31 protein-coding genes are annotated in these 26,608 nt (G+C 41.9%); all 31 read left to right on the forward strand.

The window, feature by feature from the left end; genetic code table 11:
• The first annotated feature begins 8 nt into the window (after window positions 1-8).
• Window positions 9-329, forward strand: a complete 321-nt coding sequence (fliE, locus tag M1D98_RS08560) for a flagellar hook-basal body complex protein FliE (protein WP_010331103.1) — start codon at window positions 9-11, stop codon at window positions 327-329.
• Between the two features lie 45 nt (window positions 330-374).
• On the forward strand, window positions 375-1,982 hold the full coding sequence (fliF, locus tag M1D98_RS08565) for a flagellar basal-body MS-ring/collar protein FliF (protein ID WP_121642566.1): 1,608 nt from the start codon (window positions 375-377) through the stop codon (window positions 1,980-1,982).
• A gap of 12 nt (window positions 1,983-1,994) precedes the next feature.
• A complete protein-coding gene (gene fliG, locus M1D98_RS08570) occupies window positions 1,995-3,011 on the forward strand; it encodes a flagellar motor switch protein FliG (protein WP_010331101.1) in 1,017 nt (338 codons plus the stop codon).
• Entirely contained in the window at window positions 3,004-3,756 is a 753-nt protein-coding gene (gene fliH / locus M1D98_RS08575) for a flagellar assembly protein FliH (protein ID WP_121642567.1), read from the forward strand. The genes fliG and fliH overlap by 8 nt, the downstream gene beginning before the upstream one ends.
• The gene (gene fliI, locus M1D98_RS08580) at window positions 3,753-5,069 is read left to right on the forward strand and encodes a flagellar protein export ATPase FliI (protein ID WP_010331100.1); all 1,317 of its coding nucleotides are present in this window, start codon (window positions 3,753-3,755) and stop codon (window positions 5,067-5,069) included. Before fliH ends, fliI begins: the two co-directional genes overlap by 4 nt.
• A 2-nt stretch (window positions 5,070-5,071) precedes the next feature.
• The gene (gene fliJ / locus M1D98_RS08585; RefSeq protein WP_010331099.1) at window positions 5,072-5,515 is read left to right on the forward strand and encodes a flagellar export protein FliJ; all 444 of its coding nucleotides are present in this window, start codon (window positions 5,072-5,074) and stop codon (window positions 5,513-5,515) included.
• A gap of 11 nt (window positions 5,516-5,526) precedes the next feature.
• Complete coding sequence (locus M1D98_RS08590; RefSeq protein WP_010331098.1) at window positions 5,527-6,135, forward strand: MotE family protein; 609 nt, start codon at window positions 5,527-5,529, stop codon at window positions 6,133-6,135.
• 12 nt (window positions 6,136-6,147) lie between these two features.
• On the forward strand, window positions 6,148-7,587 hold the full coding sequence (locus tag M1D98_RS08595; protein ID WP_121642568.1) for a flagellar hook-length control protein FliK: 1,440 nt from the start codon (window positions 6,148-6,150) through the stop codon (window positions 7,585-7,587).
• Window positions 7,584-8,006: a flagellar hook assembly protein FlgD gene (gene flgD, locus M1D98_RS08600; RefSeq protein WP_121642569.1), complete on the forward strand. Its 423-nt coding sequence runs from the start codon at window positions 7,584-7,586 to the stop codon at window positions 8,004-8,006. The genes M1D98_RS08595 and flgD overlap by 4 nt, the downstream gene beginning before the upstream one ends.
• 22 nt (window positions 8,007-8,028) lie before the next feature.
• Window positions 8,029-8,823 carry a flagellar basal body rod protein FlgG gene (gene flgG, locus M1D98_RS08605; RefSeq protein WP_010331096.1) on the forward strand — a complete coding sequence of 265 codons (795 nt, stop codon included), beginning with the start codon at window positions 8,029-8,031 and terminating at the stop codon, window positions 8,821-8,823.
• A 38-nt stretch (window positions 8,824-8,861) separates the two neighbouring features.
• The gene (gene swrD, locus M1D98_RS08610) at window positions 8,862-9,077 is read left to right on the forward strand and encodes a swarming motility protein SwrD (protein ID WP_010331095.1); all 216 of its coding nucleotides are present in this window, start codon (window positions 8,862-8,864) and stop codon (window positions 9,075-9,077) included.
• The gene (fliL, locus tag M1D98_RS08615) at window positions 9,074-9,496 is read left to right on the forward strand and encodes a flagellar basal body-associated protein FliL (protein ID WP_121642570.1); all 423 of its coding nucleotides are present in this window, start codon (window positions 9,074-9,076) and stop codon (window positions 9,494-9,496) included. Before swrD ends, fliL begins: the two co-directional genes overlap by 4 nt.
• Before the next feature lie 33 nt (window positions 9,497-9,529).
• Entirely contained in the window at window positions 9,530-10,528 is a 999-nt protein-coding gene (gene fliM / locus M1D98_RS08620) for a flagellar motor switch protein FliM (protein WP_121642571.1), read from the forward strand.
• Window positions 10,518-11,657: a flagellar motor switch phosphatase FliY gene (gene fliY, locus M1D98_RS08625; RefSeq protein WP_121642572.1), complete on the forward strand. Its 1,140-nt coding sequence runs from the start codon at window positions 10,518-10,520 to the stop codon at window positions 11,655-11,657. The genes fliM and fliY overlap by 11 nt, the downstream gene beginning before the upstream one ends.
• A gap of 25 nt (window positions 11,658-11,682) precedes the next feature.
• Window positions 11,683-12,045 carry a chemotaxis protein CheY gene (gene cheY / locus M1D98_RS08630; protein WP_010331092.1) on the forward strand — a complete coding sequence of 121 codons (363 nt, stop codon included), beginning with the start codon at window positions 11,683-11,685 and terminating at the stop codon, window positions 12,043-12,045.
• Between the two features lie 14 nt (window positions 12,046-12,059).
• The gene (gene fliZ / locus M1D98_RS08635; protein ID WP_010331091.1) at window positions 12,060-12,719 is read left to right on the forward strand and encodes a flagella biosynthesis regulatory protein FliZ; all 660 of its coding nucleotides are present in this window, start codon (window positions 12,060-12,062) and stop codon (window positions 12,717-12,719) included.
• Window positions 12,712-13,377, forward strand: coding sequence for a flagellar type III secretion system pore protein FliP (fliP, locus tag M1D98_RS08640; RefSeq protein WP_010331090.1), 666 nt, complete (start codon window positions 12,712-12,714; stop codon window positions 13,375-13,377). The genes fliZ and fliP overlap by 8 nt, the downstream gene beginning before the upstream one ends.
• 14 nt (window positions 13,378-13,391) lie before the next feature.
• Window positions 13,392-13,661 (forward strand): flagellar biosynthesis protein FliQ, encoded by a 270-nt coding sequence (gene fliQ / locus M1D98_RS08645; protein WP_010331089.1) that lies wholly within the window; start codon window positions 13,392-13,394, stop codon window positions 13,659-13,661.
• 7 nt (window positions 13,662-13,668) lie between these two features.
• Window positions 13,669-14,448, forward strand: coding sequence for a flagellar biosynthetic protein FliR (gene fliR, locus M1D98_RS08650; RefSeq protein ID WP_010331088.1), 780 nt, complete (start codon window positions 13,669-13,671; stop codon window positions 14,446-14,448).
• Entirely contained in the window at window positions 14,448-15,530 is a 1,083-nt protein-coding gene (flhB, locus tag M1D98_RS08655; RefSeq protein WP_010331087.1) for a flagellar biosynthesis protein FlhB, read from the forward strand. The genes fliR and flhB overlap by 1 nt, the downstream gene beginning before the upstream one ends.
• A 32-nt stretch (window positions 15,531-15,562) precedes the next feature.
• Window positions 15,563-17,596: a flagellar biosynthesis protein FlhA gene (flhA, locus tag M1D98_RS08660; RefSeq protein WP_010331086.1), complete on the forward strand. Its 2,034-nt coding sequence runs from the start codon at window positions 15,563-15,565 to the stop codon at window positions 17,594-17,596.
• Entirely contained in the window at window positions 17,596-18,696 is a 1,101-nt protein-coding gene (locus tag M1D98_RS08665) for a flagellar biosynthesis protein FlhF (protein WP_268523534.1), read from the forward strand. The genes flhA and M1D98_RS08665 overlap by 1 nt, the downstream gene beginning before the upstream one ends.
• Complete coding sequence (flhG, locus tag M1D98_RS08670) at window positions 18,687-19,583, forward strand: flagellum location/number ATPase FlhG (protein ID WP_082246411.1); 897 nt, start codon at window positions 18,687-18,689, stop codon at window positions 19,581-19,583. Before M1D98_RS08665 ends, flhG begins: the two co-directional genes overlap by 10 nt.
• Before the next feature lies 1 nt (window position 19,584).
• Entirely contained in the window at window positions 19,585-20,655 is a 1,071-nt protein-coding gene (gene cheB / locus M1D98_RS08675) for a protein-glutamate O-methylesterase CheB (protein WP_121642573.1), read from the forward strand.
• A 5-nt stretch (window positions 20,656-20,660) separates the two neighbouring features.
• Window positions 20,661-22,676: a chemotaxis protein CheA gene (gene cheA, locus M1D98_RS08680; RefSeq protein WP_121642574.1), complete on the forward strand. Its 2,016-nt coding sequence runs from the start codon at window positions 20,661-20,663 to the stop codon at window positions 22,674-22,676.
• 21 nt (window positions 22,677-22,697) lie between these two features.
• A complete protein-coding gene (cheW, locus tag M1D98_RS08685) occupies window positions 22,698-23,168 on the forward strand; it encodes a chemotaxis protein CheW (protein ID WP_010331081.1) in 471 nt (156 codons plus the stop codon).
• Window positions 23,169-23,186: 18 nt separating this feature from the next.
• Window positions 23,187-23,816: a CheY-P phosphatase CheC gene (cheC, locus tag M1D98_RS08690; RefSeq protein WP_010331080.1), complete on the forward strand. Its 630-nt coding sequence runs from the start codon at window positions 23,187-23,189 to the stop codon at window positions 23,814-23,816.
• A complete protein-coding gene (cheD, locus tag M1D98_RS08695) occupies window positions 23,813-24,313 on the forward strand; it encodes a chemoreceptor glutamine deamidase CheD (RefSeq protein WP_010331079.1) in 501 nt (166 codons plus the stop codon). The genes cheC and cheD overlap by 4 nt, the downstream gene beginning before the upstream one ends.
• A gap of 22 nt (window positions 24,314-24,335) precedes the next feature.
• Window positions 24,336-25,100: an RNA polymerase sigma-28 factor SigD gene (sigD, locus tag M1D98_RS08700; RefSeq protein ID WP_010331078.1), complete on the forward strand. Its 765-nt coding sequence runs from the start codon at window positions 24,336-24,338 to the stop codon at window positions 25,098-25,100.
• A gap of 28 nt (window positions 25,101-25,128) precedes the next feature.
• Window positions 25,129-25,632, forward strand: a complete 504-nt coding sequence (locus M1D98_RS08705) for a Swarming motility protein SwrB (protein ID WP_121642575.1) — start codon at window positions 25,129-25,131, stop codon at window positions 25,630-25,632.
• Window positions 25,633-25,775: 143 nt separating this feature from the next.
• Window positions 25,776-26,516, forward strand: coding sequence for a 30S ribosomal protein S2 (rpsB, locus tag M1D98_RS08710; RefSeq protein ID WP_039073975.1), 741 nt, complete (start codon window positions 25,776-25,778; stop codon window positions 26,514-26,516).
• The last annotated feature ends 92 nt before the right edge of the window (window positions 26,517-26,608 follow it).

Genomic DNA, 26,608 nt, shown 5'->3' on the forward strand with positions numbered 1-26,608 from the left:
GAACGAACGTGATTAATGCAATTTCTCCTTTTCAGGTTCAAAATACTCAAAACACTCAAAATGCAACAAATCAAATAAACAATAGCCAAAAAACAGATTCTTCAAATCAAACAAGCTTTTCGGAGCTTTTAAAAAACTCTATTAGTTCGTTAAATGATTCCCAAGTAGCTTCTGACAACATGACTAATGCCTTGGCTGCAGGAAAAGATGTGAATTTAGATGAGGTCATGATCGCCGCTCAAAAAGCAAGCGTCTCACTAACTGCTGCAACAGAGTTCCGCAATAAAGCTGTGGAAGCCTATCAGGAGATTATGAGAATGCAAATGTAGGGGGTCTGACGATTAAGAGAAAGAGTGGAATGACCGGGGGTTAACATGAATCGTACTCTAATGCAAATGAAAAACAAAACGAGTGAGTTTTGGAAAAATAGATCTAAATTACAAAAGATATTCATGATTAGTGCTTTAGCGGCAATTATTATTATTGGTATTATTATCAGTGTTTTTGCTTCTAGTTCAAAAATGGCGCCGCTGTACAAAGATTTGTCTGCCGAAGAAGCGGGGCACATCAAAGAAGAGCTTGACGCGAAAAAAGTGCCAAACGAACTTTCAAACGGCGGAACAGTGATAAGCGTTCCGGAGGATCAGGTTGATTCATTGAAAGTGCAGCTGGCTGCAGAAGGACTTCCCAAAACCGGATCAATTGATTATTCATTTTTTGGACAGAATGCCGGCTTTGGTTTGACAGACAATGAGTTTGATATGGTCAAAGTGAAAGCGACACAGACAGAACTGTCGAATTTGATCAATGAAATGGACGGTATTAAAAATTCAAAAGTAATGATTAACCTTCCGAAAGACGCTGTGTTTGTCGGTGAGGAGCAATCTGCGGCATCCGCATCAATCGTGCTGCAGGTACAACCGGGCTATACGCTTAATCAAAGCCAGGTCAACGGACTGTATCATCTGGTGTCGAAAAGTGTGCCGAACCTAAAAGAAGATAACATCGTCATCATGGACCAGAATTCTACATACTACGACAAATCAGACAGCGATGCAGGGTCCTACGCGGATAGTTATTCTTCACAGCAGGGAATTAAATCTCAAGTCGAAAAAGACATTCAAAAGCATGTTCAGACATTGCTCGGTACGATGATGGGACAAGATAAAGTCGTTGTTTCCGTTACAGCAGACATTGATTTCACAAAAGAAAATCGCACAGAAGACATTGTCGAACCTGTTGATAAAGAAAACATGGCAGGCATTGCGGTCAGCGCGGAAAAGGTATCTGAAACATACCAGGGTAACGGTGCCGCCAATGGCGGAGTCGCCGGAACCGGTGAAGATGATGTGACAAATTATGAAGCTGACGGGGAAAACACCGAAGGCGGAGGTTATGAAAAAAGCAGCGAAAAAATCAACTATGAGGTTAACCGGATCCATAAAGAAATCGCAGAAAGCCCTTATAAAGTCAGAGATTTAGGAATCCAGGTCATGGTTGAGCCGCCGGACGCTAAAGATGTCGCGTCGCTTTCAGCTGAAAGGCAAGAAGATATTCAAAAAATACTTTCAACTGTAGTCAGAACTTCTATTGATAAGGATGCACAAGAACAAGAGCTTACTGACGAGGACATCAATAATAAAATTGTCTTATCCGTTCAGCCTTTTGACGGCAAAGTAAATATGGATGCTGGTACAGAAGAAGCCTCAGGTATACCGATTTGGGTTTATATTGCAGGAGGTATTTTGATTGCTGCTATCATCGTCCTCATTATAATGCTGGTTAGAAAGAAACGGGCGCAAGAGGATGAATTTGAGGAATATGAGTATGAGGTTCCTCAAGAACCGATCAACCTGCCTGATATCAACGAAGAGGAAAATGAAACAGAGGAAACAGTCAGACGAAAACAGCTTGAAAAGATGGCGAAAGACAAGCCCGAAGATTTTGCTAAACTGCTGAGAAGCTGGCTGGCCGAGGATTAGGAGGAATTAGAAATGGCGAGACGTGATCAAGATAAGCTTACAGGAAAACAAAAAGCAGCCATTCTCATGATTTCCTTGGGGTTAGATGTGTCAGCTTCTGTATATAAGCACTTAACCGATGAAGAAATTGAAAGGCTTACCCTGGAGATATCAGGGGTTCGAAGTGTCGATCATCAAAAAAAGGATGAAATTATAGAAGAATTTCATAGTATAGCCATTGCGCAAGATTATATTTCTCAAGGAGGCCTAAGCTATGCGAGACAAGTTCTTGAGAAGGCGCTTGGAGAGAATAAGGCGGAAAACATTTTAAACAGGCTGACTTCTTCTTTACAGGTGAAACCATTTGATTTTGCCAGAAAAGCAGGGCCTGAACAAATTTTGAATTTTATCCAGCATGAGCACCCTCAGACGATGGCTTTAATTTTGTCTTATTTAGATCCTGTGCAAGCCGGACAAATTTTATCCGAGCTGAATCCTGAAGTGCAGGCTGAGGTCGCGAGAAGAATTGCTGTTATGGATAGAACGTCACCGGAGATTATCAATGAGGTAGAACAGATTCTAGAACAAAAATTATCCTCTGCATTTACTCAGGATTATACACAAACAGGCGGAGTTGAAGCTGTTGTGGAAGTCTTAAACGGGGTAGATAGAGGAACAGAGAAGACCATCTTGGATTCATTGGAAATTCAGGATCCTGATCTTGCTGAAGAAATTAAAAAGCGGATGTTTGTCTTCGAAGACATTGTTACACTTGATAACCGCGCGATTCAGAGAGTCATTCGTGACGTTGAAAATGACGATTTGCTCCTTTCACTAAAAGTTGCAAGCGAAGAAGTCAAAGAAATTGTATTCAACAATATGTCACAGCGTATGGTTGAAACCTTCAAAGAAGAAATGGAATTTATGGGCCCTGTACGCTTGAAAGATGTGGAAGAAGCTCAGTCTAGAATTGTAAGCATCGTCAGAAAGCTTGAAGAGGCCGGTGAAATTGTAATAGCAAGAGGCGGAGGGGACGATATTATTGTCTAATATCATTAAACAAGAATCATCTTTTTCTCCACAAAAGGAAAGAAGAAAACTCTCTATACAAGAGGTGCATATCGATCATTCTCACCTTTTGCAGGCTGAAGAGGACCCAGAAGCGCTTATAGCACGGGTGAAAGAGGAAGCTGATCGGATTTCTGAGCAGGCCAACAGCCATATAGAAAATATTCGACGTCAAATTGAACAGGAAAAAAATAATTGGGCGGATGAAAAACAGAAGCTGATTGAGGAAGCAAAAGCTGAGGGCTTTGAACAAGGCATGGCATTAGGTAGAGCTGAAGCAATTGAACAGTATACCGAACTGCTTGGCCAAGCGAACAGCATAACTGAAATGTCCAGAAAAGCCGTAGAGGATAAGCTTGAAGACGCTTCTGAAGAAATCGTTGAGCTTGCCGTTGCACTAGCTAAAAAAGTGTGGCAGCAAAAATCTGATGATAAAGAAGCCTTTCTCTTGCTTGTGAAACAGGTCGTAAACGAAGTAAAGGAATATGACGATATATCAATATATGTGGATCCGCATTACTATGAGACAGTTTTTCAGCAAAAAGATGAAATCATGCAGCTTCTTTATAAAGAATGCCGGCTTGGCATATATGCTGATGAAAAAGCTCAAAAAGGATCATGTTATATAGAAACTCCTTTTGGCAGAGTAGATGCGAGTGTTGACACTCAATTAATGCAATTGAAAGAAAAACTTCTGACAGCGCTGGAAGCGGGTGCAGCTGAATGAAGACACAGAGTCTGATAGATTGTATAGAAATGACGGACTCGTATAAACGGTATGGCAAAGTCAAACGGGTAATCGGCCTGATGATTGAATCAAAAGGGCCTGCAAGCTCAATTGGAGACGTGTGCCTGATTTATGCAAAAGGGCAATCGGGTAAAGTCATTAAAGCTGAAGTAGTCGGCTTTCAGGAAGAAAATATTTTGCTTATGCCTTATTTAGAGGCAGCAAGCATTGCGCCTGGCAGTATTGTAGAAGCCACTGGTGAATCTCTTCGGGTTAAAGTCGGAGCCGGACTGATCGGACAAGTCATCGATGCATTTGGTGAGCCGCTTGATGGAAAACTCCTGCCGAAAGGGCTTTCGCCTGTATCGACTGAGCAATCACCGCCCAATCCGATGAAGCGGCCGCCTATTCGAGAAAAGATGGGCGTCGGTGTCAGGTCAATTGACAGCTTGCTGACAGTCGGTAAAGGACAGAGGATTGGTATTTTTGCAGGAAGCGGTGTCGGAAAAAGCACATTAATGGGGATGATCGCCAAGCAGACAGAGGCTGACTTAAATGTCATTGCACTTGTCGGAGAACGCGGGCGAGAGGTTCGTGAATTTATTGAAAAAGATCTTGGGGAAGAGGGGCTGAAACGATCGATTGTAGTTGTTGCCACCTCAGATCAGCCGGCATTAATGAGATTAAAAGCGGCATATACAGCAACTGCAATTGCTGAGTATTTCCGTGATAAAGGCCAAAATGTCATGTTTATGATGGATTCAGTCACTAGGGTGGCAATGGCGCAGCGTGAGATTGGACTGGCTGCCGGCGAGCCACCGACGACAAAGGGTTATACACCTTCTGTGTTCGCTATTTTACCTCGTTTATTAGAACGGACCGGTGCAAACGAGCACGGAACCATTACGGCGTTTTATACAGTATTGGTAGATGGCGATGATATGAATGAGCCGATTGCTGATACCGTTCGCGGGATTTTAGACGGGCATATTGTGTTGGACAGGGCGCTTGCGAATAAAGGTCAGTTTCCAGCAGTTAATGTACTAAAGAGCATTAGCAGGGTGATGTCTAACATATCGACAAGGCAACACTTGAATGCAGCAAACAAATTTCGTGAGCTTTTATCGACTTATCAAAATTCGGAAGATCTTATTAATATCGGAGCTTATAAACGAGGATCCTCAAGAGAAATCGATGAAGCAATACAATTTTATCCGCAGCTTATTCAATTTTTAAAGCAGGGAACAGACGAAGCGGCATTATTGGAAGAAAGCATTGCTGCATTAACTAGTTTGACAGGAAATGAGGAATAAACGTGGCCTATCAATTTAGATTCCAAAAGCTGCTGGAACTAAAAGAAAATGAGAAAGATCAATCCTTATCTGAGTATCAGCAATCCGTTTCTGAATTTGAAAATGTTGCTGAGAAATTATATGAGAATATGAACAAAAAGGAACTGCTCGAACAAAATAAGGAAGAGAAATTGAAAAGCGGCATGAGTGTACAAGAAATGAGACATTACCAGCAATTTGTGTCAAATCTTGATAACACGATTTATCATTATCAAAAGCTTGTCATTATGAAACGAAATCAAATGAATCAAAAACAAGAAATTTTGACAGAGAAAAATATTGAAGTAAAAAAGTTTGAAAAAATGCGTGAAAAACAATTTAAAATGTTTGCACTTGAAGACAAAGCTGCAGAGATGAAAGAAATGGATGACATTTCGATCAAGCAGTTTATGATTCAAGGCCATTAGGAGCGAATGTAATGTCAGGCAAAAAGAAAGAATCAGGTAAGTCCCGTTCGGTTTTGCTTATCATTATCCTTCCGCTGATGTTTCTTCTCATCGCAGCGGGAATTGTTCTTTGGGCTGCTGGTGTGAATGTTTTAAAGCCGGTACAGGAAGCAGCGGCAAAAACGCCGGTTCTTAAAGAATTGGTTCCTGAAACCGAAAATAAAAAAGACACAGCGTCAAGCAAGGATAGCAGTAATACGGCAGCTCTGGAAAAGACCATTAAGGACCAAAAAAGTGAAATCAGCATATTGAATAAAGATTTAGAAACGAGTAAATCTGAAATCGACAGGCTCAACCAAAAGATACGTTCTCTTGAAAAGACGGCGGAGGATCAAAAAAAATCATCAGATGATACTGAAGAAACTACGAGTTCGAATTCTTCTAAGGATGACAAAGTCATCAGTGTATATAAGAGCATGGATAGCGGAAAGGCTGCTAAAATTATTGCCCAATTAAATGAGCAGGAAGCGCTAAAAATATTGAATGGCCTAAGCAAAAAGCAGCTTGCCGACATATTGGCGAAAATGACTCCTGAGCAAGCGGCAACCTATACGGAAAAAATTGCTGCCAGCCAAGAATAGGGGGAATTAAAGGTGAAGCTGCTTGAATTGGCGGGACCTTTGCTGCAAACTACAGCAGGTACTGCGGCTAAAACCATGAATAGTAGCCAGGGAGTTTTTCAAAACTGGCTTATGTCTGAGGCGGGTTTGAAGGAGATCTCAGAACAAGGGAAGGGAACCCCTTATTCCGGAGATCAGCTTTTAGCAGATGCACTTCATAAGATCAGTGATTGGCTGAAAGCAAGCCCTGAAGATCAAGACAAACATAAAGCGGAACTTCTGCAAACCTTAAGTAAACTAACAGGGAAGCAGTTGGATGGAACTGCTCAGCAAATGCTGCAGAATCTTCTGCAAGCGGTTGAATCAAAAATGTCCGGCGAGACAGAAGGCAACATTCTTTCGGAAGGTAAAACGGCTCTGATTGAAAATGATTCTTTTGCTGACAGTAATGAAAATCTGAAAGTTGATACAGAACAATCAACTTTGGAAAATGAAGTCCCTGAGAATGAGAAAGAACTTGCCCTTATTCAGATGTTCATTAGCCAGCTGCTAGAAGAGAATAAGCTGATTGACAGCGGGAATGCCGATGAAGCCCATCGCATTTACAAGAATGGAGAACAATTTCTTGTTGCATTAGAAAAAAAGGGTGTATCCCAACAGCTCATTCAGGATCTTAAACAGCAAATGTTCACGAAAGACGAGTCGAGTTCAAAACTTTACTCGATGACAGCGTCAGAGCTGAAAAGCTTTCAAAGTTTAATGGAGCAAATGTCTATGCTTCCCCAAAAAGGGACTAAAGAATGGAATTTAGCTGAAAGCCAGCTGAAAGCTTTCTTGTTATCGAAATCATCCGAATCATCGCAAGACTTTGGAAAGCGTGTCCTCACACCGCTTTCGCAGAATTCAAGCAGCAAAAGCGGATCTGATGCTTCTGGGAGTATTCAACCCGTAGATAGTAAATCAGGACTCCAAATGCTGTTTTCAGGGTACAGGGGTACGGGAGCAGTTCAAACATTCGATTTGCAGCAGCTCTCATCTGATTTACCGGCTGCCGAGACAAAAACGGTGGCTGATCAAGTGGTCAATGCGTGGAAGCAGATGAAATATACGCCATTCGGCAGATCAACGGGAAGCTTCACCATCCGACTGAATCCTGAACATTTAGGATTTGTCACAATCAAACTGACAAATGAAAATGGGATGTTTCAGAGTAAAATTATTGCATCGAGCCAATCAGCAAAAGAACTGCTAGAACAGCATCTTCCTCAGCTGAAGCAATCACTGCCGAATATGGCTGTTCAAATTGACCGTTTTACGCTCCCGGTTCAAAGCGGGGATCAGCCGTTATATGGCCAGCTTGCTGATGAACAGAGACAGCAGCAAGAGGAACAAAAACAGCAAAAACAGAAAAAGCAATCAAATGATTTTGGCGAACTGCTCGATGAAGTGTCGAAAATGGAGGAAGAAGAATGACTTCTATCAGTTCAGAATATAAACTGCCTGAAAAAACAAGCACCGTGTCAACTAACAATAGCAGCTTAGGGAAAGATGAGTTCTTGAAAATATTAATGACCCAAGTCCAAAACCAAGATCCGCTTAACCCGGTTGATGACAAAGAATTTATCAGCCAGATGGCGACTTTTTCAAGCTTGGAGCAAATGGTGAATCTAAATACTACAATGACTCAATTCGTCGAAAACCAAGATCCGTTCACCGCGTATCTTGATTGGATGGGGAAAGAAGTTTCTTGGACTGCTGACGGAAGTGCAACAGATAAAACAGGCACAGTAAGCTCAGTAAAACAGTCAAAAGGAAAATATTATCTCGTTCTTAATGATGGTACTGAAATCAGCCCGTCTCATGTGTTGGCTGTAGCACAGTCTTCTAAATAAAATTAATCTGGGGGAATACATTATGTTACGTTCACTTTATTCTGGAATCAGCGGTATGAAAAACTTTCAAACAAAGCTTGATGTTATCGGCAACAACATCGCCAACGTGAATACAGTAGGATTCAAAAAGAGCCGCGTTACCTTTAAAGATATGGTAAGCCAAACGATTGCCGGCGGTTCTGCGGCTGGCGGGGCAATTGGAGGTACGAACTCTAAGCAGATCGGTTTAGGTTCATCATCCGGCACAATTGATACCATTCATTCAACAAGTGCAACACAAAGCACAGGAAGAACCCTTGATTTAGCGATTGACGGCGACGGTTACTTTCAAATTGATACAGGCGACGGAACAGTTTATACACGAGCAGGAAACTTTTATTTAGATAATACAGGAACACTTGTTACTGGTGATGGCTACCATGTGTTAAATATGACTGGGGGAACGATTCAAATCCCTCTTGATGCACAAAGCTTCAGCATCGGTTCTGATGGAAACGTATCAATCGTTGATGCAGGCGGCCAAACACAAGATGGCGGACAAATCGGGGTTGTTACTTTTGCAAACAGCGATGGTTTAGATAAAATCGGAAACAATTTATACCGTGAATCTCTAAACTCTGGAGCGGCCAGTGCAGCCAACCAGCCTGGCGATGGCGGAACAGGTTCTCTTAAGTCAGGATTTCTCGAAATGTCTAACGTTGATTTAACTGACGAATTTACTGAAATGATTGTTGCCCAGCGCGGATTCCAATCAAACTCAAAAATTATTACAACATCAGATGAAATCCTTCAGGAACTGGTTAACCTTAAACGTTAAGGAGGGAGGGGAGGCGATAATCGCTTCTCCGCTGTTTTATGATTAAAGTAACCCGTTTAAATGGGCAGCCCTTTACACTGAATGCGCTGTTTATAGAACAGATTGAATGTTTTCCGGATACGACTATCACTCTTTCAAATGGGAAGAAGTTTGTCGTAAAAGAAGATGAAGAAGCTGTTATGGAAAAGATCGCATCTTTCTACCGAAAAATACAAATATTTTCAATGGATCAAGGAATAGAGGAACCAGAATGAAGAATAAATTAATGATCATTTTACTAATTATGCTTATCGTAATTGGTGCTCTTGGGGCGGCAGCTTATTTTGTCCTAGGCGGTGAGTCCGAAAATAGTAAAGCGGAAAAAAGTATTGACGAAATCGTTGCATCTTCTGTCGATGTAGAAGAGATTACAACCAATTTAAAGTCCGATAACATTATCCGGCTTGCTATTAAGCTTGAAACAGATTCTGATAAATCAAAAGAAGAACTTGAGAAACGTGATTTTCAAGTGAAGGACGCTGTAATATCATTGCTGGCTGATACGAATGCTAATGCGATTGAGGGAGACAAGGGAAAAGAAGCCTTTAAGAAGGAACTAAAAGATAAAATCAATAGCTACCTCCAAGAAGGAAAAGTAGAAAAAGTGTATATTACCTCCTTTAATCTGCAATAAACCATCATTTGACAGAATACGGAGGTGAGGAAGATGTCAGGAGAAGTTCTCTCCCAAAATGAAATAGATGCACTGCTTTCCGCAATATCAACTGGTGAAATGGACGCTGAAGAGCTGAAAAAAGAAGAAAAAGAGAAGAAAGTGAAGGTCTATGATTTCAAACGTGCGCTGCGGTTTTCTAAGGATCAGATCCGCAGTTTAACGAGAATACATGACAATTTTGCAAGACTTTTAACGACTCACTTTTCTGCTCAGCTCAGAACCTATATTCATATATCTGTCAGTTCAGTTGACCAGGTCCCGTATGAGGAATTCATCAGGTCAATACCGAATATGACGATTCTGAATCTGTTTGACGTCCATCCAATGGAAGGCAGAATTATGATGGAGGTTAATCCGACAATCGCTTATACGATGATGGATCGGGTAATGGGCGGTATTGGACTCAGTCATAATAAGGTAGACAGCTTGACAGAAATTGAAACAAAAATCATTTCTAATTTATTTGAAAATGCACTGGGAAATTATAAAGAAGCTTGGCAGTCAATTGCTGATATTGAACCGGAAATGACTGAGTTTGAGGTGAATCCGCAATTCGTTCAGATGGTGTCTCCTAATGAAACGGTCGTGGTGATCTCACTCAATACCCAAATCGGTGAAATCAGTGGTGTCATTAATCTTTGTATCCCGCACATTGTCCTCGAGCCGCTCATACCGAAGCTTTCGGTCCACTATTGGATGCAATCAGATAGAAACGAGCCGAAGCCTGAGGAAACAAAGTCGCTTGAAAAACGTATCATGACAGCACAAATACCTGTCGTGGCCGAGCTCGGCACATCTGAACTGACAATAGAAGAGTTTTTAAGTTTAGAAGTCGGAGACTGCATAACTTTGGACAATTCAGTCACGGATCCTCTTACTGTATTGGTCGGAGATAAGCCGAAATTTTTAGGACAAGCCGGCCGAGTGAATCGAAAGCAGGCAGTGCAAATTTTAGATCACGACCTAAGAGGTGAACAAGATGGAGAATAATAGATTATCTCAAGATGAGATTGACGCGCTTCTTAACGGTACTGGCAGTACGCCGGATGAGCCAGAGGCTCCGGAAGTACATGACTTATCGGAAATGGAGCGTGATGCGATCGGTGAAATCGGGAATATTTCATTCGGCAGTTCTGCGACAGCCTTGTCAACGCTTTTAAATCAAAAAGTCGATATTACGACTCCGAGTGTAGCTGTCATTCCTAAAAGTAAAATCAGCGATGCGTTTCCTGAACCGTACGTAGCGATTGAAGTGAATTATACGGAGGGCTTCAGCGGCAGCAACCTGCTGGTCGTGGAACAAAATGACGCGGCAATTATCGCTGACTTAATGATGGGAGGAGATGGAAAAGGCGCGGACCCTTCACTGGGTGAAATCCATTTAAGCGCGGTTCAAGAAGCAATGAACCAAATGATGGGATCAGCCGCCACATCAATGTCTACTGTATTCAGTAAAAAAATTGATATTTCACCGCCTCGGGTTGAATTGCTCGATGTTACTGAAGAAAAGGGAACAGACCGCATACCTGATGATGAAATGCTGGTGAAAGTGTCTTTCAACTTAAAGGTGGGAGATTTAATAGATTCCAGTATTATGCAGCTTTACCCGCTGTCATTTGCAAAAGATTTAATTGCAAATCTGATGAACACAGAAAGTGCAGAGGAAGAAACAGCGCCGCAGCCTGATGTTACATATGAGCAGCCGAAAGCGCCTGTGACGCCAGAGCCGCGTATGGAACCGCAGCAGCAACAGCAGCAACAGCCTAAAAGGCAGGGAACACCAAAAAAAGCAGCACCAGTTCAGGTTTCGCCAGTGGAATTTTCCGCGTTTGATCCCAATGAGGCTTCTCAGGCCCCTGTAAACAACCTAGATATGCTTTTGGACATTCCGCTTTCAATCACTGTTGAGCTTGGCAGAACGAAGAGAAGTGTAAAAGAGATTTTGGAGCTTTCTGCCGGAAGTATTATTGAGCTTGATAAATTAGCCGGTGAGCCGGTAGATATTTTAGTGAATCGGCGTATTGTTGCCAAAGGCGAAGTCGTTGTCATTGAAGAAAACTTCGGTGTAAGAGTCACTGACATTTTAAGCCAGGCAGAGCGCATTAATAATTTAAAATAACGAAACACAAGGAGAGAGATAGATTATGGCACACAGAATTTTAATTGTAGATGACGCAGCATTTATGCGAATGATGATTAAAGACATTTTGGTAAAAAACGGTTTTGAAGTAGTAGCGGAAGCTGAAAATGGAGCGCAAGCAGTAGAAAAATATAAAGAGCTTACTCCTGATCTTGTTACTATGGATATCACGATGCCGGAAATGGACGGCATAACAGCATTAAAAGAAATTAAAGAAATTGATGCACAGGCTAGAATCATCATGTGTTCAGCTATGGGACAACAATCAATGGTTATCGATGCCATCCAGGCCGGTGCCAAGGATTTTATCGTAAAACCTTTCCAGGCAGACCGTGTGCTTGAAGCAATCAACAAAACATTAAGTTAAAGGGTGTACGACTGTTGAAAAAGAGTCTATATTTCATCGTTTTTACTTGTTTTTTCGTTTTATTCAGTGTACATCCGATTGCGGCTGCCGCGGCAGACTCTGACAATTCAACTGTAAACGAATGGTTTCAAAAGAAAGATGAAAAAACTGCAGATAAGCCAGAGCAAAAGGAAGAAAAAACAACACAAACTGCTGATGAGACGGAGGGGGCGGCTGCTCCTTCTGTCTCAGCTTTTGATTTCGTGAAGATGATTTTCGCTTTACTGTTTGTTGTCGTACTGATTTACGGGCTGGTTAAGCTTATGAACAAAAGAAATCGGCTCCTCAAGCCTTTTCAATATGTTGAAAATATTGGTGGCACATCGGTCGGGCAAAATAGATCCATCCAATTGATCAAAGTCGGAAACAATGTGCTCGTCGTTGGTGTAGGAGAGACGATCCAGCTGCTGAAAGAAATTGAAGATGAAAAAGAGATTGAGGTTATTCTCAGCCAGCATGAAGAGGCAATGTCAAGCAAAATAGAGTGGACAAAGTTAGTGAAGCCGCTGAAGGGTGCTGAACATCAGCCGCAGCAAAAACTGCCTTCATTTTCAAAAGCGTTAAAAGAGCAGCTTGAAGAGTTAAAACAAAATCGTTCTGAAGGAAAGAAGAAAGGCCCACGTCATCATGAATGAGTTTATAAATATTTTCAGTTCAAGCGATCCGGAAAACGTAAGTTCATCTGTTAAATTACTATTATTGTTAACTGTATTTTCAGTGGCGCCTGGAATATTGATTCTTATGACTTGTTTTACTCGCATCGTCATTGTTCTATCATTTGTCAGGACTTCACTGGCGACACAATCTATGCCGCCAAACCAGGTTCTGATCGGGCTGGCGCTGTTTTTAACGTTTTTTATTATGGCTCCTACTTTTTCAGAGATTAATAAAGAGGCGCTGACGCCATTGATGGACAACAAAATCAGTTTGGACGAAGCGTATACGAAAGCTGAGGAACCGATTAAAGAATTTATGAGTAAACACACAAGGCAGAAGGATCTGGCATTGTTTATGAATTACGCGAATATGGATAAACCTGAATCATTAAAGGATATCCCGCTAACAACAATGGTTCCCGCTTTTGCCATATCGGAGCTCAAAACAGCGTTTCAAATAGGTTTTATGATTTTTATTCCATTTTTAATTATAGATATGGTCGTAGCGAGCGTCTTAATGTCAATGGGAATGATGATGCTCCCTCCAGTTATGATTTCTCTGCCCTTTAAAATATTACTTTTTGTTTTAGTAGACGGCTGGTATTTAATTGTGAAATCTTTGCTTCAGAGCTTTTAGGGTAGGTGCTAAACGTGAGTTCAGAATTTGTAATTTCTATGGCGGAAAAAGCCGTATACGTAACGCTGATGATCAGTGGGCCATTATTGGCTATTGCTTTACTGGTCGGTTTAATCGTCAGCATATTTCAGGCGACAACTCAAATCCAGGAACAGACTTTGGCGTTTATTCCGAAAATCGTGGCAGTTCTCCTGGCCCTGATTTTTTTTGGCCCATGGATGCTGTCTATCATTCTTTCATTTACAACAGAGTTGTTTTCTAATTTAAATCGTTTTGCAGGGTAGTGTAGAGATGAATTCGATTATTGATTTATTTCCTGCTTTTTTATTGGTTTTTATTAGAATTTCTGCTTTTTTTGTAACGATTCCGCTATTCGGACACCGAAATGTACCAGCTGTTCATCGAATTGGATTTGCTTTTTTTCTCGCAGTCATTTGTTTCAGCACCATTGATAAGCCTCCCTCTTTAGAGATAGATGGGCAATATATGCTCCTGGCGTTTAAAGAAGCTTTGGTTGGTCTTTGTCTGGGATTAATTGCTTATATGATGATTGCCGCAGTTCAAATTGCCGGCTCGTTTATTGATTTTCAAATGGGTTTTTCAATTGCGAACGTTATTGATCCGCAAACCGGGGCACAAAGTCCGCTAATTGGCCAGTTTATTTATACAATGGCACTTTTGTTTATGCTCAGTGTCAATGCCCATCATTTGCTGCTCGACGGTATTTACTACAGCTTTCAGTATATTTCAATTGATCAGGCATTTCCGAATTTCGGCGATGAGAAGTTTGCTTATTTTATCGCCAAAAGCTTTAATGCGATGTTTATTATCGCTTTTCAAATGTCAGCGCCTGTTGTGGCCAGTTTGTTTCTGGTTGACTTAGCATTAGGCATTGTGGCTCGAACTGTTCCGCAATTAAATGTATTTGTGGTCGGCCTGCCTTTAAAGATCGCTGTCAGTTTTATCATGCTTATTGTGTGTATGTCTGTTATCTTCGTCGTTGTGCGAAATGTCTTCAGTTTAACGATTGAAACGATGCGGAATCTTTTAGCATTGGTCGGTGTTTCTTAATGAAGCTTAGAGTTGACCTGCAGTTTTTTGCGGGAGAGAAAACAGAAAAAGCCACTCCAAAAAAACGGCAGGATACGCGAAAAAAAGGACAGGTTGCCAAAAGTGCTGATGTTAATACTGCCGTTTCTTTATTAGTGATATTCCTTTCACTCATTGCGATTGGGCCTTTTATGAGGGACAGGCTACTGTCATTTATAGAAACATTTTATACCAAGTCGCTCTTAATGAAGCTCTCAGAATCAAATGTTCATATGCTGTTTATCAGCTTATTAAAAGATACGGCCTTTGTGCTTGCGCCGATTATGCTTGTCGCTCTTGTCGCAGGGGTCGCCAGCAACTATATGCAAGTGGGCTTCTTATTTTCTACAGAGGTCATAAAGCCTAAGCTTGAAAAACTGGACCCGATTAAAGGCTTTAAACGAATTTACAGCATGCGGGCCATAGTAGAACTGCTTAAATCCATTTTGAAAATCACTGTAGTCGGTTTTGCTGCTTTTGCTGTACTTTGGCTGCATTATGGAGAAATTCTCCGGCTCCCGCTTCTGACACCCGAAGAAGCACTTTCTTTTGTTTCAAAACTCACCCTGTGGATGGGGCTGAGCGGTGCAGGGGCTTTGTTGATTCTTGCTGGTCTCGATTATTTATATCAAAAGTTTGACCATGAGAAAAACATCAAAATGTCAAAGCAGGATATAAAAGATGAATACAAAAAGTCTGAAGGAGACCCGATTATCAAGTCTAAAATTAAACAAAGGCAGCGGGAAATGGCAATGAGGCGGATGATGCAGGAAGTTCCAAAAGCAGATGTCATTATCACAAACCCGACTCACTATGCGATTGCCCTGAAGTATGACGAAGAAAAAATGGACGCGCCTTATATTGTTGCAAAAGGTGTTGACCACCTCGCGTTAAAAATCAGGAAAATTGCGAAAGAGCATGATGTCACGATGGTCGAAAACAGACCGCTTGCCCGTGCGTTATATGATCAGGTAGAAATTGATCAGGCTGTGCCGGAAGAATTTTTTAAAGTGCTGGCTGAAATTCTGGCTTACGTATATAAAACAAAACAAAAAGTATATTGAATTTTTCGATTTAAAAGGAGAGAAAAAACAGCATGTCAACAAGAGATTTATCCGTTTTAATAAGTGTTGTCCTCATTGTGGCGATGCTGGTGATTCCATTTCCTCCATGGCTGTTAAGTATTTTGATCATTATTAATATTTCTCTTGCGTTGATCGTGCTTCTCACCACAATGAATATGCAGGAAGCGCTGCAGTTTTCGATTTTCCCGTCACTGTTGCTGCTTTTAACCCTATTTCGTTTGGGCTTGAACGTCTCAACGACCCGTTCAATTCTTTCACATGGTGAAGGCGGAAAAGTCGTCGAGACGTTCGGAAATTTCGTTGTCGGCGGAAATGTATTAGTTGGACTTGTTGTATTTATCATCCTGATTATTATTCAGTTTATCGTCATTACGAAAGGTTCTGAACGTGTTTCCGAGGTTGCAGCAAGATTTACGCTGGACGCAATGCCGGGGAAGCAAATGAGTATTGATGCTGATTTAAACGCAGGGATGATTACCGAACAGGATGCGAAGCATCGCCGCGAAAAAGTGGCAAGAGAGGCTGACTTTTATGGAGCGATGGACGGTGCAAGTAAATTTGTAAAAGGTGACGCGATTGCCGGAATCATCATTGTCATGATCAATATTATCTTCGGTATCGTAATCGGAATGCTTCAGCAGGACATGTCCATTCAAGAGGCAGCTTCAAAATTTACGATGCTGACCGTAGGAGATGGAATTGTTTCGCAAATTCCAGCCCTGTTAATTTCTACAGCTACGGGTATTGTCGTGACAAGAGCTGCCTCTGAAGGAAACTTAGGGCATGACATTACAGGTCAGCTTTTTGCTTATCCAAAGCTTTTATACGTCGCAGCATCTACGATTTTGCTTCTTGGTATTTTCACTCCGATTGGCATTTTTCTGACGGGCCCGCTTGCAGGGCTGCTTGCTTTCGGCGCATATATGCTATCTAAATCAGGTAAGGAAAAAGAAGAAGTGGATGAGATTCTCGAGGAAGAGGCTGAGGTCGACGACCTTAAAAGTCCTGAAAGCGTTGTGCAGCTTCTGCACATCGATCCGATAGAATTTGAGTTTGGATATGGTTTGATTCCGCTTGCTGATGCCAATCAAGGCGGTGATTTATTAGACAGAATTGTGATGATTCGCCGTCAATTGGCCCTGGAACTCGGCCTTGTCATTCCTGTTGTGCGTATCAGAGACAATATAGCATTGCAGCCTAATGAATACCGATTAAAAATTAAAGGGAACGAAGTAGCAAAAGGCGAGCTGTTGCTTGATCATTATTTAGCGATGTCGCCTACGCCTGAAGATGATCTCATTGAAGGGATTGAAACAGTTGAACCGTCATTCGGACTTCCGGCCAAATGGATTGCTGAATCGGTAAAAGATGAAGCTGACATGCTTGGTTATACAGTTGTTGATCCTGCTTCAGTCGTTTCCACCCATATTACGGAGAAGATTAAGCAGTATGCCCACGAACTGATCGGGAGACAGGAGACGAAACAGCTGATCGATCACTTGAAAGAAACGTATCCTGTTCTTGTCGAAGAGGTTACGCCTAATCCGTTGTCTGTCGGTGATATTCAGAAGGTGCTGGCTAAGCTTTTAAAAGAAAAAGTTTCAATCCGAAACTTAGTAACGATTTTTGAAACGCTTGCTGATTATGGAAAGTTAACAACAGATTCTGATCTTTTGACAGAGTATACACGACAGGCGCTGGCCAAACAAATTACAGCCCAGTTTGCAAAAGAAAATGAAGTGTTAAAGGTTGTTACTTGTTCGGGTCGTGTAGAAAAGGCGATAGCTGACGGTGTACAGCAAACGGAACACGGAAATTATTTGTCGCTTGAACCAGATATTTCAGAAAGTATTGTGCGCTCTGTCGCTAAAGAAGCCGAACAGCTCTCATTACGTCAGGAAACAGCGATTCTTCTTTGCTCGCCCCCTGTCAGAATGTATGTAAAACAGCTTCTGGAACGATACTTCCCTGACCTTCCGGTCCTCTCATATAACGAACTTGAGGCGAATGTTGAGGTACAAAGCATTGGAGTGGTGGATATTTAATGAAAATAAAAAAATTTACTGCTGCTTCAATGCAAGAAGCGGCACTTCTTATCAGAAAAGAGTTAGGTAATGATGCCGTCATCTTAAATTCAAAAAAGATTAAAAAGCGAAAGTGGTTTGGACTCATCAACAAGCCTGCTGTTGAAGTCATTGCTGTATTGGATCAGGACTTTCCTAATAAAAAAACGCCTCAGAAGGAAGTTGAGCCGCAACAAACATTAAAAACTCCGGTAAGCAGTCCGAAAATAGAGGAGAGGACATATCTCCCTCAATTTCCGTCGCCGCATGAGCCTGGTGATTTTTCAGCGTATCAATCTGTACTTCCTGAGCCGCTGCGAAAAGCGGAAAAGCTTTTGCAAGAAAGCGGGATTAAAGAGTCAATGAAGACGAGCGCGCTGAAAAAATTGCTTCGCTGCTCTGTGGAAGCTGGCGGTCTGACGGAAGATAACGTGATCGGTAAACTCGAGGATATACTATGCAATGCATTGCCTGCATCAGACAAGTGGCAGGAGCCTATTCATTCAAAGTATATCGTGCTGTTTGGTTCAACGGGCGCAGGTAAAACGACAACACTGGCAAAGCTCGCTGCTATATCTATGCTTGAAAAACAGAAAAAAATCGCTTTTATTACAACAGATACGTATCGGATTGCAGCTGTTGAACAGTTGAAAACATATGCCGAACTGCTGCAGGCTCCTCTGGAAGTTTGTTATACAAAAGAAGAATTCCAGAAGGCGAAAGAGTTATTCACTGAGTATGATCATGTGTTTATTGATACAGCCGGAAGAAACTTCAAGGAGCAGCAGTACATTGATGAATTGAAAGAGACAATCCCTTTTGAAAGCAGTATTCAGTCATTTCTCGTTTTATCCGCGACTGCAAAATATGAGGATATGAAGCATATTGTCAAACGGTTTTCATCTGTCCCTGTCAATCAGTTTATTTTTACGAAAATTGATGAAACTGCTTCCTTAGGTTCTGTATTTAATATACTTTCAGAAACCAAGATAGGTGTCGGATTTATGACAAACGGCCAGAATGTGCCAGAGGATATACAGACTGTATCACCTCTTGATTTTGTAAGGATGCTGTGCAGATGAACAGATTTGACCAAGCAGCAACTTTACGGGCGAAAATGGAAAAGCGTCAGCGTGTTCTGCCAATGGTTTATTCGCAAAAAGCGAAAACACTTGCTGTCATCAGCGGCAAGGGCGGTGTCGGAAAATCCAATATTACCTTAAACATGGCTCTTGCGCTGCAGGATAAAGGTAAGAAGGTATTGCTCATCGATCTTGATATCGGCATGGGGAACATTGATATATTAATGGGAAACTCATCATCCGCCACAATTATCGATATATTAACCGATCGCAAGCCTTTGCTGCAGTCATTATCCACTGGCCCAAAGGGTTTGCGGTATATATCTGGGGGAACCGGTCTGGATGTGATTTTCCAGCTGGATCAGAGAAAATGGGCGTTTTTTGCCAATGAGCTTTCTCACGCGTTAAGCCAGTTCGATTATGTCCTGTTTGACATGGGAGCGGGCTTATCAAAAGATCAGCTGCCCTTTATTTTATCAGCGGAAGATATTTTGATCATAACAACACCCGAACCGACGGCCATCATGGATGCGTACAGCGCTGTCAAGCACTTAGTTTTGACAGAAAATAAGCTTTCAATGAAGGTGGCTGTCAATCGATGCCGAGATCAAAAGGAAGGGCTGGACGCTTTTACCCGCCTTTCCCGCACGATTCATATGTTTTTAGATGTTCAGGTTCAGTTTGCGGGTTCCATTTCTGATGATGCGATCGTAAGCAAAGCGGTTGTCGAACAGGTTCCTTTTTTTATAAAAAGTCCTCAGGCGAAAGCCAGCCGGTCAGTCCGTCTATTAGCGGACGCCTTGTTTGAAAGAGAAGAAACCAGACACAAAGAAGGCAAACAGACATTTATGGAGAAATTATCTTCTTTTTTAATGAGGAGGGCTTAATTTGATTCGTGTGCTTGTAGTTGATGATTCAGCTTTCATGAGAAAAATGATAAGTGATTTTCTAACCGAGGAAAAGCAGATTGAAGTAATCGGAACTGCGAGAAACGGAGAAGAAGCGCTTAAGAAGATCGAGTTACTAAAACCGGATGTTATTACGCTTGATGTGGAAATGCCGGTCATGAATGGGACAGACACACTGCGCAAAATTATTGAAATTTATAACTTGCCGGTCATCATGGTGTCAAGCCAGACTGAGAAAGGAAAAGCGTGCACAATTAATTGTTTGGAGATCGGTGCCTTTGACTTTATCACAAAGCCATCAGGTTCTATCTCTCTGGATCTGTATAAAATTAAAGAACAATTAGTTGAGCGTGTCCTCGCGGCTGGACTTTCCGGTCAGGGAAAACACCCAGTTTCGCAGGCAGCGAGTCCTGAGCCTATCGTACGTCCTGTAAAGCCTGATGTAAGCAAGCCGAGGACAAGCACAGGCAGACAAATTGTATGTATCGGTACATCAACAGGCGGTCCGAGAGCGTTACAAAAGGTGATACCGAAGCTCCCGAAGGGGTTGAATGCACCGGTGGTTGTTGTGCAGCACATGCCTGAAGGTTTTACTGCTTCTTTGGCTGAGCGTCTGAATCATTTATCTGACATTCAAGTAAAAGAAGCAAAAGATGGTGAAGCGGCTCTCAACGGCTGTGTGTACATAGCGCCGGGCGGAAAAAACATATCCGTTATCAAAAATAGCGGAGGGCTCCAGATCGTTCTTGATAATCTCGACACGCCAAGCCGGCATAAACCATCAGCCGATTATTTATTCCGTTCTGTCGGTAAGCTTGCAGACTATGAAAAAATAGCGGTTATCATGACCGGGATGGGCAGTGACGGCACTGCCGGCCTTAAAGACATGCTTACAGCCGGCAATGTGAAAACCATTGCGGAGTCTGAGGAATCTTGTGTCGTATATGGAATGCCAAAAGCTGCTGTTAAAGCGGGTCTCATTCATGAGATTAAACATGTGGAAGATATCGCAGCATCCATCACAAGCTGTGTGAAAAAAGAGAGGGTGTGATTCAAATGGATATGAATCAGTATTTAGATGTCTTTATTGATGAGAGTAAAGAACATTTACAAACATGTAATGAAAAGCTTCTCCTTTTAGAGAAAGACCCGACTGACCTTCAGCTCGTTCATGATATATTCAGGGCTGCCCATACATTAAAAGGAATGAGCGCAACGATGGGCTATACAGATTTAGCACATCTAACCCACCTGCTTGAAAACGTGCTGGATGCATTCCGAAACGGAGACATGGCAGTTACCGCAGATTGGCTTGACATTTTGTTTGAAGCTCTGGACCACCTGGAAGCTATGGTCCAATCTATTATTGACGGCGGAGACGGTAAAAGGGATATTTCAGAAGTGAGCGCCAAGCTTGATGTGAATAATACGCATGCTGAAACGGCTGCCTCTGCGGAGCCTGCAGAAGAACAGAGTTCAGCACCTGATTGGGAATATGACGAATTTGAACGGACTGTCATACAAGAAGCGGAGGAGCAAGGTTTCAAACGATATGAAATCAAGATTTCTCTGAACGAAAACTGTATGTTAAAAGCAGTTCGGGTATATATGGTGTTTGAAAAGCTTAATGAAGTCGGAGAAGTGGCTAAAACAATCCCAAGTGCGGAAGTGCTTGAAACAGAAGATTTCGGCACTGACTTTCAAGTTTGCTTCTTAACACATCAATCATCTGAAGAGATTGAACAATTAATCAATGGAGTTTCAGAAATTGAGCAAGTCGAAGTCATTCAAGGGGCTCCTTTAACATCAGCTGAAAAGCCGGGAGAATCTAAGTCGGCGGAATCACAAGCGCCTGTACCGGTAAAGCAGGAAAAACAAAAACAGCCTGCCAAAAATGACGACCAGGCGAAGCATACCGCCGGGGGATCTAAAACAATTCGCGTCAACATTGACAGACTGGATTCTTTAATGAACTTATTTGAAGAGCTTGTCATTGACCGCGGGCGTCTAGAACAGATTGCAAAAGAGCTTGAGCACAATGAACTGACTGAAACAGTTGAACGAATGACCAGAATTTCCGGAGATTTGCAGTCGATTATTCTCAATATGAGAATGGTTCCGGTTGAAACTGTTTTTAACCGGTTCCCGAGAATGATTCGCCAGCTTCAAAAAGAGCTGAATAAAAAAATAGAACTCTCGATCATCGGTGCAGAAACTGAACTTGATCGAACAGTAATTGATGAAATCGGAGATCCTCTCGTTCACTTGATCAGAAACAGTATTGATCACGGGATCGAGTCTCCGGAAACGCGTTTGCAAAAGGGAAAACCGGAATCAGGAAAAGTTGTGCTAAAAGCCTATCACAGCGGCAACCATGTCTTTATCGAAGTAGAGGACGACGGCGCAGGCCTTAATCGCAAAAAAATTCTTGAAAAAGCGCTTGAGCGCGGCGTTGTTACGGAAAAAGAAGCTGAAACCTTAGAAGATAACCAAATTTACGAATTGATCTTCGCTCCAGGGTTCTCAACTGCTGATCAAATTTCTGACATTTCCGGCCGCGGCGTCGGACTTGACGTTGTGAAAAATAAACTGGAGTCTCTTGGCGGTTCAGTGAGTGTGAAATCTGCAGAAGGCCAAGGCTCTCTATTCAGCATTCAGCTTCCGCTTACATTGTCCATTATTTCAGTTCTGCTGGTCAAATTGGAAGAAGAGACATTTGCCATTCCGATTTCTTCAATCATTGAAACAGCAGTTATTAACAGAAAAGACATTTTACAAACACATGACCGTGAAGTGATTGACTTTAGAGGGCACATTGTCCCTGTCGTTTATTTAAAAGAAGAGTTTAAAATAAATGATACAAGACAAGATGCGGAACAGCTCCATATCATTGTCGTGAAAAAAGGCGATAAACCTACTGCATTTGTAGTGGACTCCTTTATTGGCCAGCAGGAAGTTGTGCTGAAATCACTCGGAGATTATTTAACAAACGTCTTTGCAATTTCCGGAGCTACTATTTTAGGAGACGGAGAAGTAGCGCTCATTATTGATTGTAATGCACTGATTATTTAACCATTCGAGGAGGTGTCTCACATGACTGCAGAAATTAAAACAGGGGAAAAAATGATTGTTTTTGTGGTAAATGGCAAAGAATATGCCATTTCCGTCACTCAGGTGAAATCAATTGAAAAATGGCAAAAGCCGACGAGAGTGCCTGGCGTCGAACCATATATTTGCGGGGTAATCAATTTGCGCGGGGTGGTGACTCCGGTTATTGATTTAAGAAAGCGCCTGAATTTGCCAGAGTATCAAATTACAGATGAAACACGAATTATCATTATTGCTTATCGTGATATTGAAGTTGGCTGGATTGTAGATGAAGCTAATGATGTGATTACCGTACACGAAAATGAAATAGAATCTGCTCCAGAAAGCGTCCAGAAAGATATGGATGTGGCAATCGAACAGATTGTGAAACAAGAGAACAGGCTCTTAAATATTATTGATGCGAACGCGGTTTTGGATAAAGAATCATCTCAGTCCGCTGTGCCCGATCAAGCTTAATCTTAAAGGGGTTATGACATGAGTATTTTTAATGGAATCAAAGAAGAGCAGATGGACATTTTGCGGGAAGTCGGCAATATTGGCGCCGGCCACTCCGCCTCTGCAATGGCCCAGCTGTTAAATAGAAAGATAGATATGGAAGTCCCGTTTGCAAAGCTGCTGTCTTTCGATGAACTTGTCGATTTTTTCGGCGGCGCCGATACCCCGGTTGCCAGCATCTTCTTAAGGATGGAAGGCGATTTAACGGGTTCAATGTTCTTTATAATGCCTTTTTATCAGGCGGAGCAGTTTATCAGAGAGCTGATTGGAAACCCCGAATTTGATATAGAGGATTTAGGTGAAGATCAAATGAGCTCATCCGCTTTGCATGAACTGGGCAATATTTTAGCAGGGTCATATTTAACAGCCTTGGCGGATTTGACGAAACTCCAGCTTTACCCAAGCGTACCTGAAGTTTCATTGGACATGTTCGGCGCTGTGATCAGCGAAGGGCTGATGGAGCTCAGTCAGGTTGGAGAACACGCTATTGTTGTCGACACGTCAATTTTTGACCAAAGCCATCAGCAGGAGCTGAAAGCGCATATGTTTATGCTGCCGGACTATGATTCATTTGAAAAGCTCTTTGTCGCCTTGGGTGCATCATTATGAGTACAACCGAGGCTGTTGTTGTAAAGGTTGGAATTGCTGATGTGAAGATCGCCCGCTTCCCGGAGACCATCCGGACCTCTGGCTTGGGATCATGTGTGGGGCTGGTGCTTTATGATAAAGAAAAGCAAACAGCAGGGCTTGTTCACGTCATGCTGCCGGATTCAACATTATCGAAAACTGCCGAACTCAACCGGGCCAAGTACGCTGATACTGCCGTGAAGACCACAATTGATATGCTGGTAGAAGCGGGGTGCAGGAAATCTGCATTAAAAGCAAAGTTAGCCGGCGGATCGGAAATGTTTAAATTTAAATCAACAAATGATTTGATGAAGATCGGACCGAGAAATGTATTAGCGATAAAGGAACAGCTGTCTTTATATAAAATTCCTATCATTAGTGAAGATACGGGCGGCTCAAGCGGCCGGACGATAGAATTTGAACCGAAGTCCTGCATGCTGCATATTCGAACTGTTAAACAAGGTGAAAAAACGATTTAATAAAGGTATTAGGGGGATAACGATGCAATCCTTGAATTATGAAGATCAGGTGCTTTGGACGCGCTGGAAAGAGTGGAAAGATCCTAAAGCCGGTGACGATTTAATGCGCCGTTACATGCCGCTTGTCACATATCATGTAGGCAGAATTTCTGTCGGACTGCCGAAATCAGTGCATAAAGACGATCTAATGAGCCTTGGTATGCTTGGTTTATATGATGCCCTTGAAAAATTTGACCCCAGCCGGGACTTAAAATTTGATACCTACGCCTCGTTTAGAATTCGCGGTGCAATCATAGACGGGCTTCGCAAAGAAGATTGGCTGCCCAGAACCTCACGTGAAAAAACAAAGAAGGTTGAAGCGACAATTGAAAAGCTTGAACAGCGCTATCTTCGGAACGTAACGCCCGCAGAAATTGCAGAGGAACTCGGAATGACGGTACAGGATGTAGTGTCAACAATGAATGAAGGCTTTTTTGCCAATCTGCTGTCAATTGATGAAAAGCTCCATGATCAAGATGATGGTGAAAACATTCAGGTCATGATCAGAGATGACAAAAATGTTCCGCCTGAGGAAAAGATTATGAAGGATGAACTGATTGCGCAGCTTGCAGAAAAAATTCACGAACTCTCTGAAAAAGAACAGCTGGTAGTCAGTTTGTTCTACAAAGAGGAGTTGACATTGACAGAAATCGGACAAGTATTAAATCTTTCTACGTCCCGCATATCACAAATCCATTCAAAGGCACTATTTAAATTAAAGAATTTGCTTGAAAAAGTGATTCAATAAAGAATTTCATGGTTAGCGAGTGAAAAACATGTCAACACTATTATGGCTTTTAAGCTTTGCGCTCCACGGCGTTCTTCTGTACGCTGTCATGATCCTATATACAAGGCTCGCGGCTGTGAAAGAAACAGAAAAACAGCAAAAGAAGATACTTGAAGAGACAGAAAACACCTTGGCAGCATTTCTTCTTGAATTAAAAGAAGAAAATGAGAAACTGATAGAAAATACCGATTCACTTCCAAGCCAAGCCGATGAAGAAGCCCAAACGCCACACCTTCAGAACGCTAAAACATATTCAGAGCGGAGTACAGTTCAAGAAGAAGAGAATCTTCCTGAACATATTGAAGGTCTGATTACTGAAGTTGAGCGTCAGGAAGAGAGCGTAAACAGCGATGTCCAAACTTTTGAAGACCAGGTCATAGATTTATATGAGCAGGGGTATTCAGCCAGTCAAATCGCTCAGAAACTGAAGAGCGGAAAGACAGAAATTGAGCTATTTTTAAAATTTCGCTCCAAAGGTGTAAAGGATTCTTGATTGTCGGATAAAGCTGTGTTATATTATGTCTTGGTGTTAAATACACACGCTTAACGATTTATGCAGAGGGTGCTGCAGGCGGCAGTTCTGCACAAAAATGACCTAAGCGGAGGAAAAAAACCATTATATTAGGAGGAAATAACATGTCAGTCATTTCTATGAAGCAATTGCTTGAAGCTGGTGTTCACTTCGGTCACCAAACACGCCGTTGGAACCCAAAAATGAAGCGTTACATTTTCACGGAGCGTAACGGAATCTATATCATTGACCTTCAAAAAACAGTCAAAAAAGTAGAGGAAGCTTACAACTTCACTAAAAATCTTGCTGCTGAAGGCGGAAAAATCCTTTTCGTCGGAACAAAAAAACAAGCTCAAGATTCTGTTAAAGAAGAAGCTCAGCGCTCTGGCATGTACTATGTCAACCAACGCTGGTTGGGCGGTACATTAACAAACTTTGAAACAATCCAAAAACGTATTAAACGTCTTAAAGACATTGAAAAAATGCAAGAAAACGGTACGTTTGAAGTGCTTCCTAAAAAAGAAGTCGTTCAATTGAAAAAAGAATTAGAGCGTCTTGAAAAATTCCTAGGCGGAATTAAAGATATGAAGGATCTTCCTGATGCATTATTCATCATCGATCCTCGCAAAGAGCGCATCGCTGTTGCGGAAGCTCGCAAATTAAACATCCCTATCATTGGTATCGTTGATACTAACTGTGATCCTGATGAGATTGATGTTGTAATCCCAGCGAACGATGACGCTATCCGCGCTGTTAAACTTCTAACTTCTAAAATGGCAGATGCAATCTTAGAAGCGAAGCAAGGCGAAGAAGAAGCGGAAGTTGCTGAAGAAACTGCACCAGAAACAGAAACAACAACTGCGTAACCTATTTAAAAGGTGATAAGAGGGACTGCCTTTTATCACCTTTTTTCAAGAAAAATGTGTAATATACATACTCTTGTTTAAACATATAAGGA

Source organism: Bacillus sp. K7 (genome assembly GCF_053903245.1).

Coding starts and splice junctions, on each gene's coding strand:
- fliY (WP_121642572.1), top strand. CDS start 10,518: ATGGAGAATAATAGATTATCTCAAGATGAGATTGACGCGCTTCTTAAC.
- fliF (WP_121642566.1), top strand. CDS start 375: ATGAATCGTACTCTAATGCAAATGAAAAACAAAACGAGTGAGTTTTGG.
- cheC (WP_010331080.1), top strand. CDS start 23,187: ATGAGTATTTTTAATGGAATCAAAGAAGAGCAGATGGACATTTTGCGG.
- fliP (WP_010331090.1), top strand. CDS start 12,712: ATGAATGAGTTTATAAATATTTTCAGTTCAAGCGATCCGGAAAACGTA.
- flgD (WP_121642569.1), top strand. CDS start 7,584: ATGACTTCTATCAGTTCAGAATATAAACTGCCTGAAAAAACAAGCACC.
- flhB (WP_010331087.1), top strand. CDS start 14,448: ATGAAGCTTAGAGTTGACCTGCAGTTTTTTGCGGGAGAGAAAACAGAA.
- cheD (WP_010331079.1), top strand. CDS start 23,813: ATGAGTACAACCGAGGCTGTTGTTGTAAAGGTTGGAATTGCTGATGTG.
- fliL (WP_121642570.1), top strand. CDS start 9,074: ATGAAGAATAAATTAATGATCATTTTACTAATTATGCTTATCGTAATT.
- fliI (WP_010331100.1), top strand. CDS start 3,753: ATGAAGACACAGAGTCTGATAGATTGTATAGAAATGACGGACTCGTAT.
- cheW (WP_010331081.1), top strand. CDS start 22,698: ATGACTGCAGAAATTAAAACAGGGGAAAAAATGATTGTTTTTGTGGTA.
- cheA (WP_121642574.1), top strand. CDS start 20,661: ATGGATATGAATCAGTATTTAGATGTCTTTATTGATGAGAGTAAAGAA.
- swrD (WP_010331095.1), top strand. CDS start 8,862: ATGATTAAAGTAACCCGTTTAAATGGGCAGCCCTTTACACTGAATGCG.
- M1D98_RS08705 (WP_121642575.1), top strand. CDS start 25,129: ATGTCAACACTATTATGGCTTTTAAGCTTTGCGCTCCACGGCGTTCTT.
- M1D98_RS08590 (WP_010331098.1), top strand. CDS start 5,527: ATGTCAGGCAAAAAGAAAGAATCAGGTAAGTCCCGTTCGGTTTTGCTT.
- fliM (WP_121642571.1), top strand. CDS start 9,530: ATGTCAGGAGAAGTTCTCTCCCAAAATGAAATAGATGCACTGCTTTCC.
- cheY (WP_010331092.1), top strand. CDS start 11,683: ATGGCACACAGAATTTTAATTGTAGATGACGCAGCATTTATGCGAATG.
- fliR (WP_010331088.1), top strand. CDS start 13,669: ATGAATTCGATTATTGATTTATTTCCTGCTTTTTTATTGGTTTTTATT.
- flhA (WP_010331086.1), top strand. CDS start 15,563: ATGTCAACAAGAGATTTATCCGTTTTAATAAGTGTTGTCCTCATTGTG.
- rpsB (WP_039073975.1), top strand. CDS start 25,776: ATGTCAGTCATTTCTATGAAGCAATTGCTTGAAGCTGGTGTTCACTTC.
- flgG (WP_010331096.1), top strand. CDS start 8,029: ATGTTACGTTCACTTTATTCTGGAATCAGCGGTATGAAAAACTTTCAA.
- sigD (WP_010331078.1), top strand. CDS start 24,336: ATGCAATCCTTGAATTATGAAGATCAGGTGCTTTGGACGCGCTGGAAA.
- fliG (WP_010331101.1), top strand. CDS start 1,995: ATGGCGAGACGTGATCAAGATAAGCTTACAGGAAAACAAAAAGCAGCC.
- M1D98_RS08665 (WP_268523534.1), top strand. CDS start 17,596: ATGAAAATAAAAAAATTTACTGCTGCTTCAATGCAAGAAGCGGCACTT.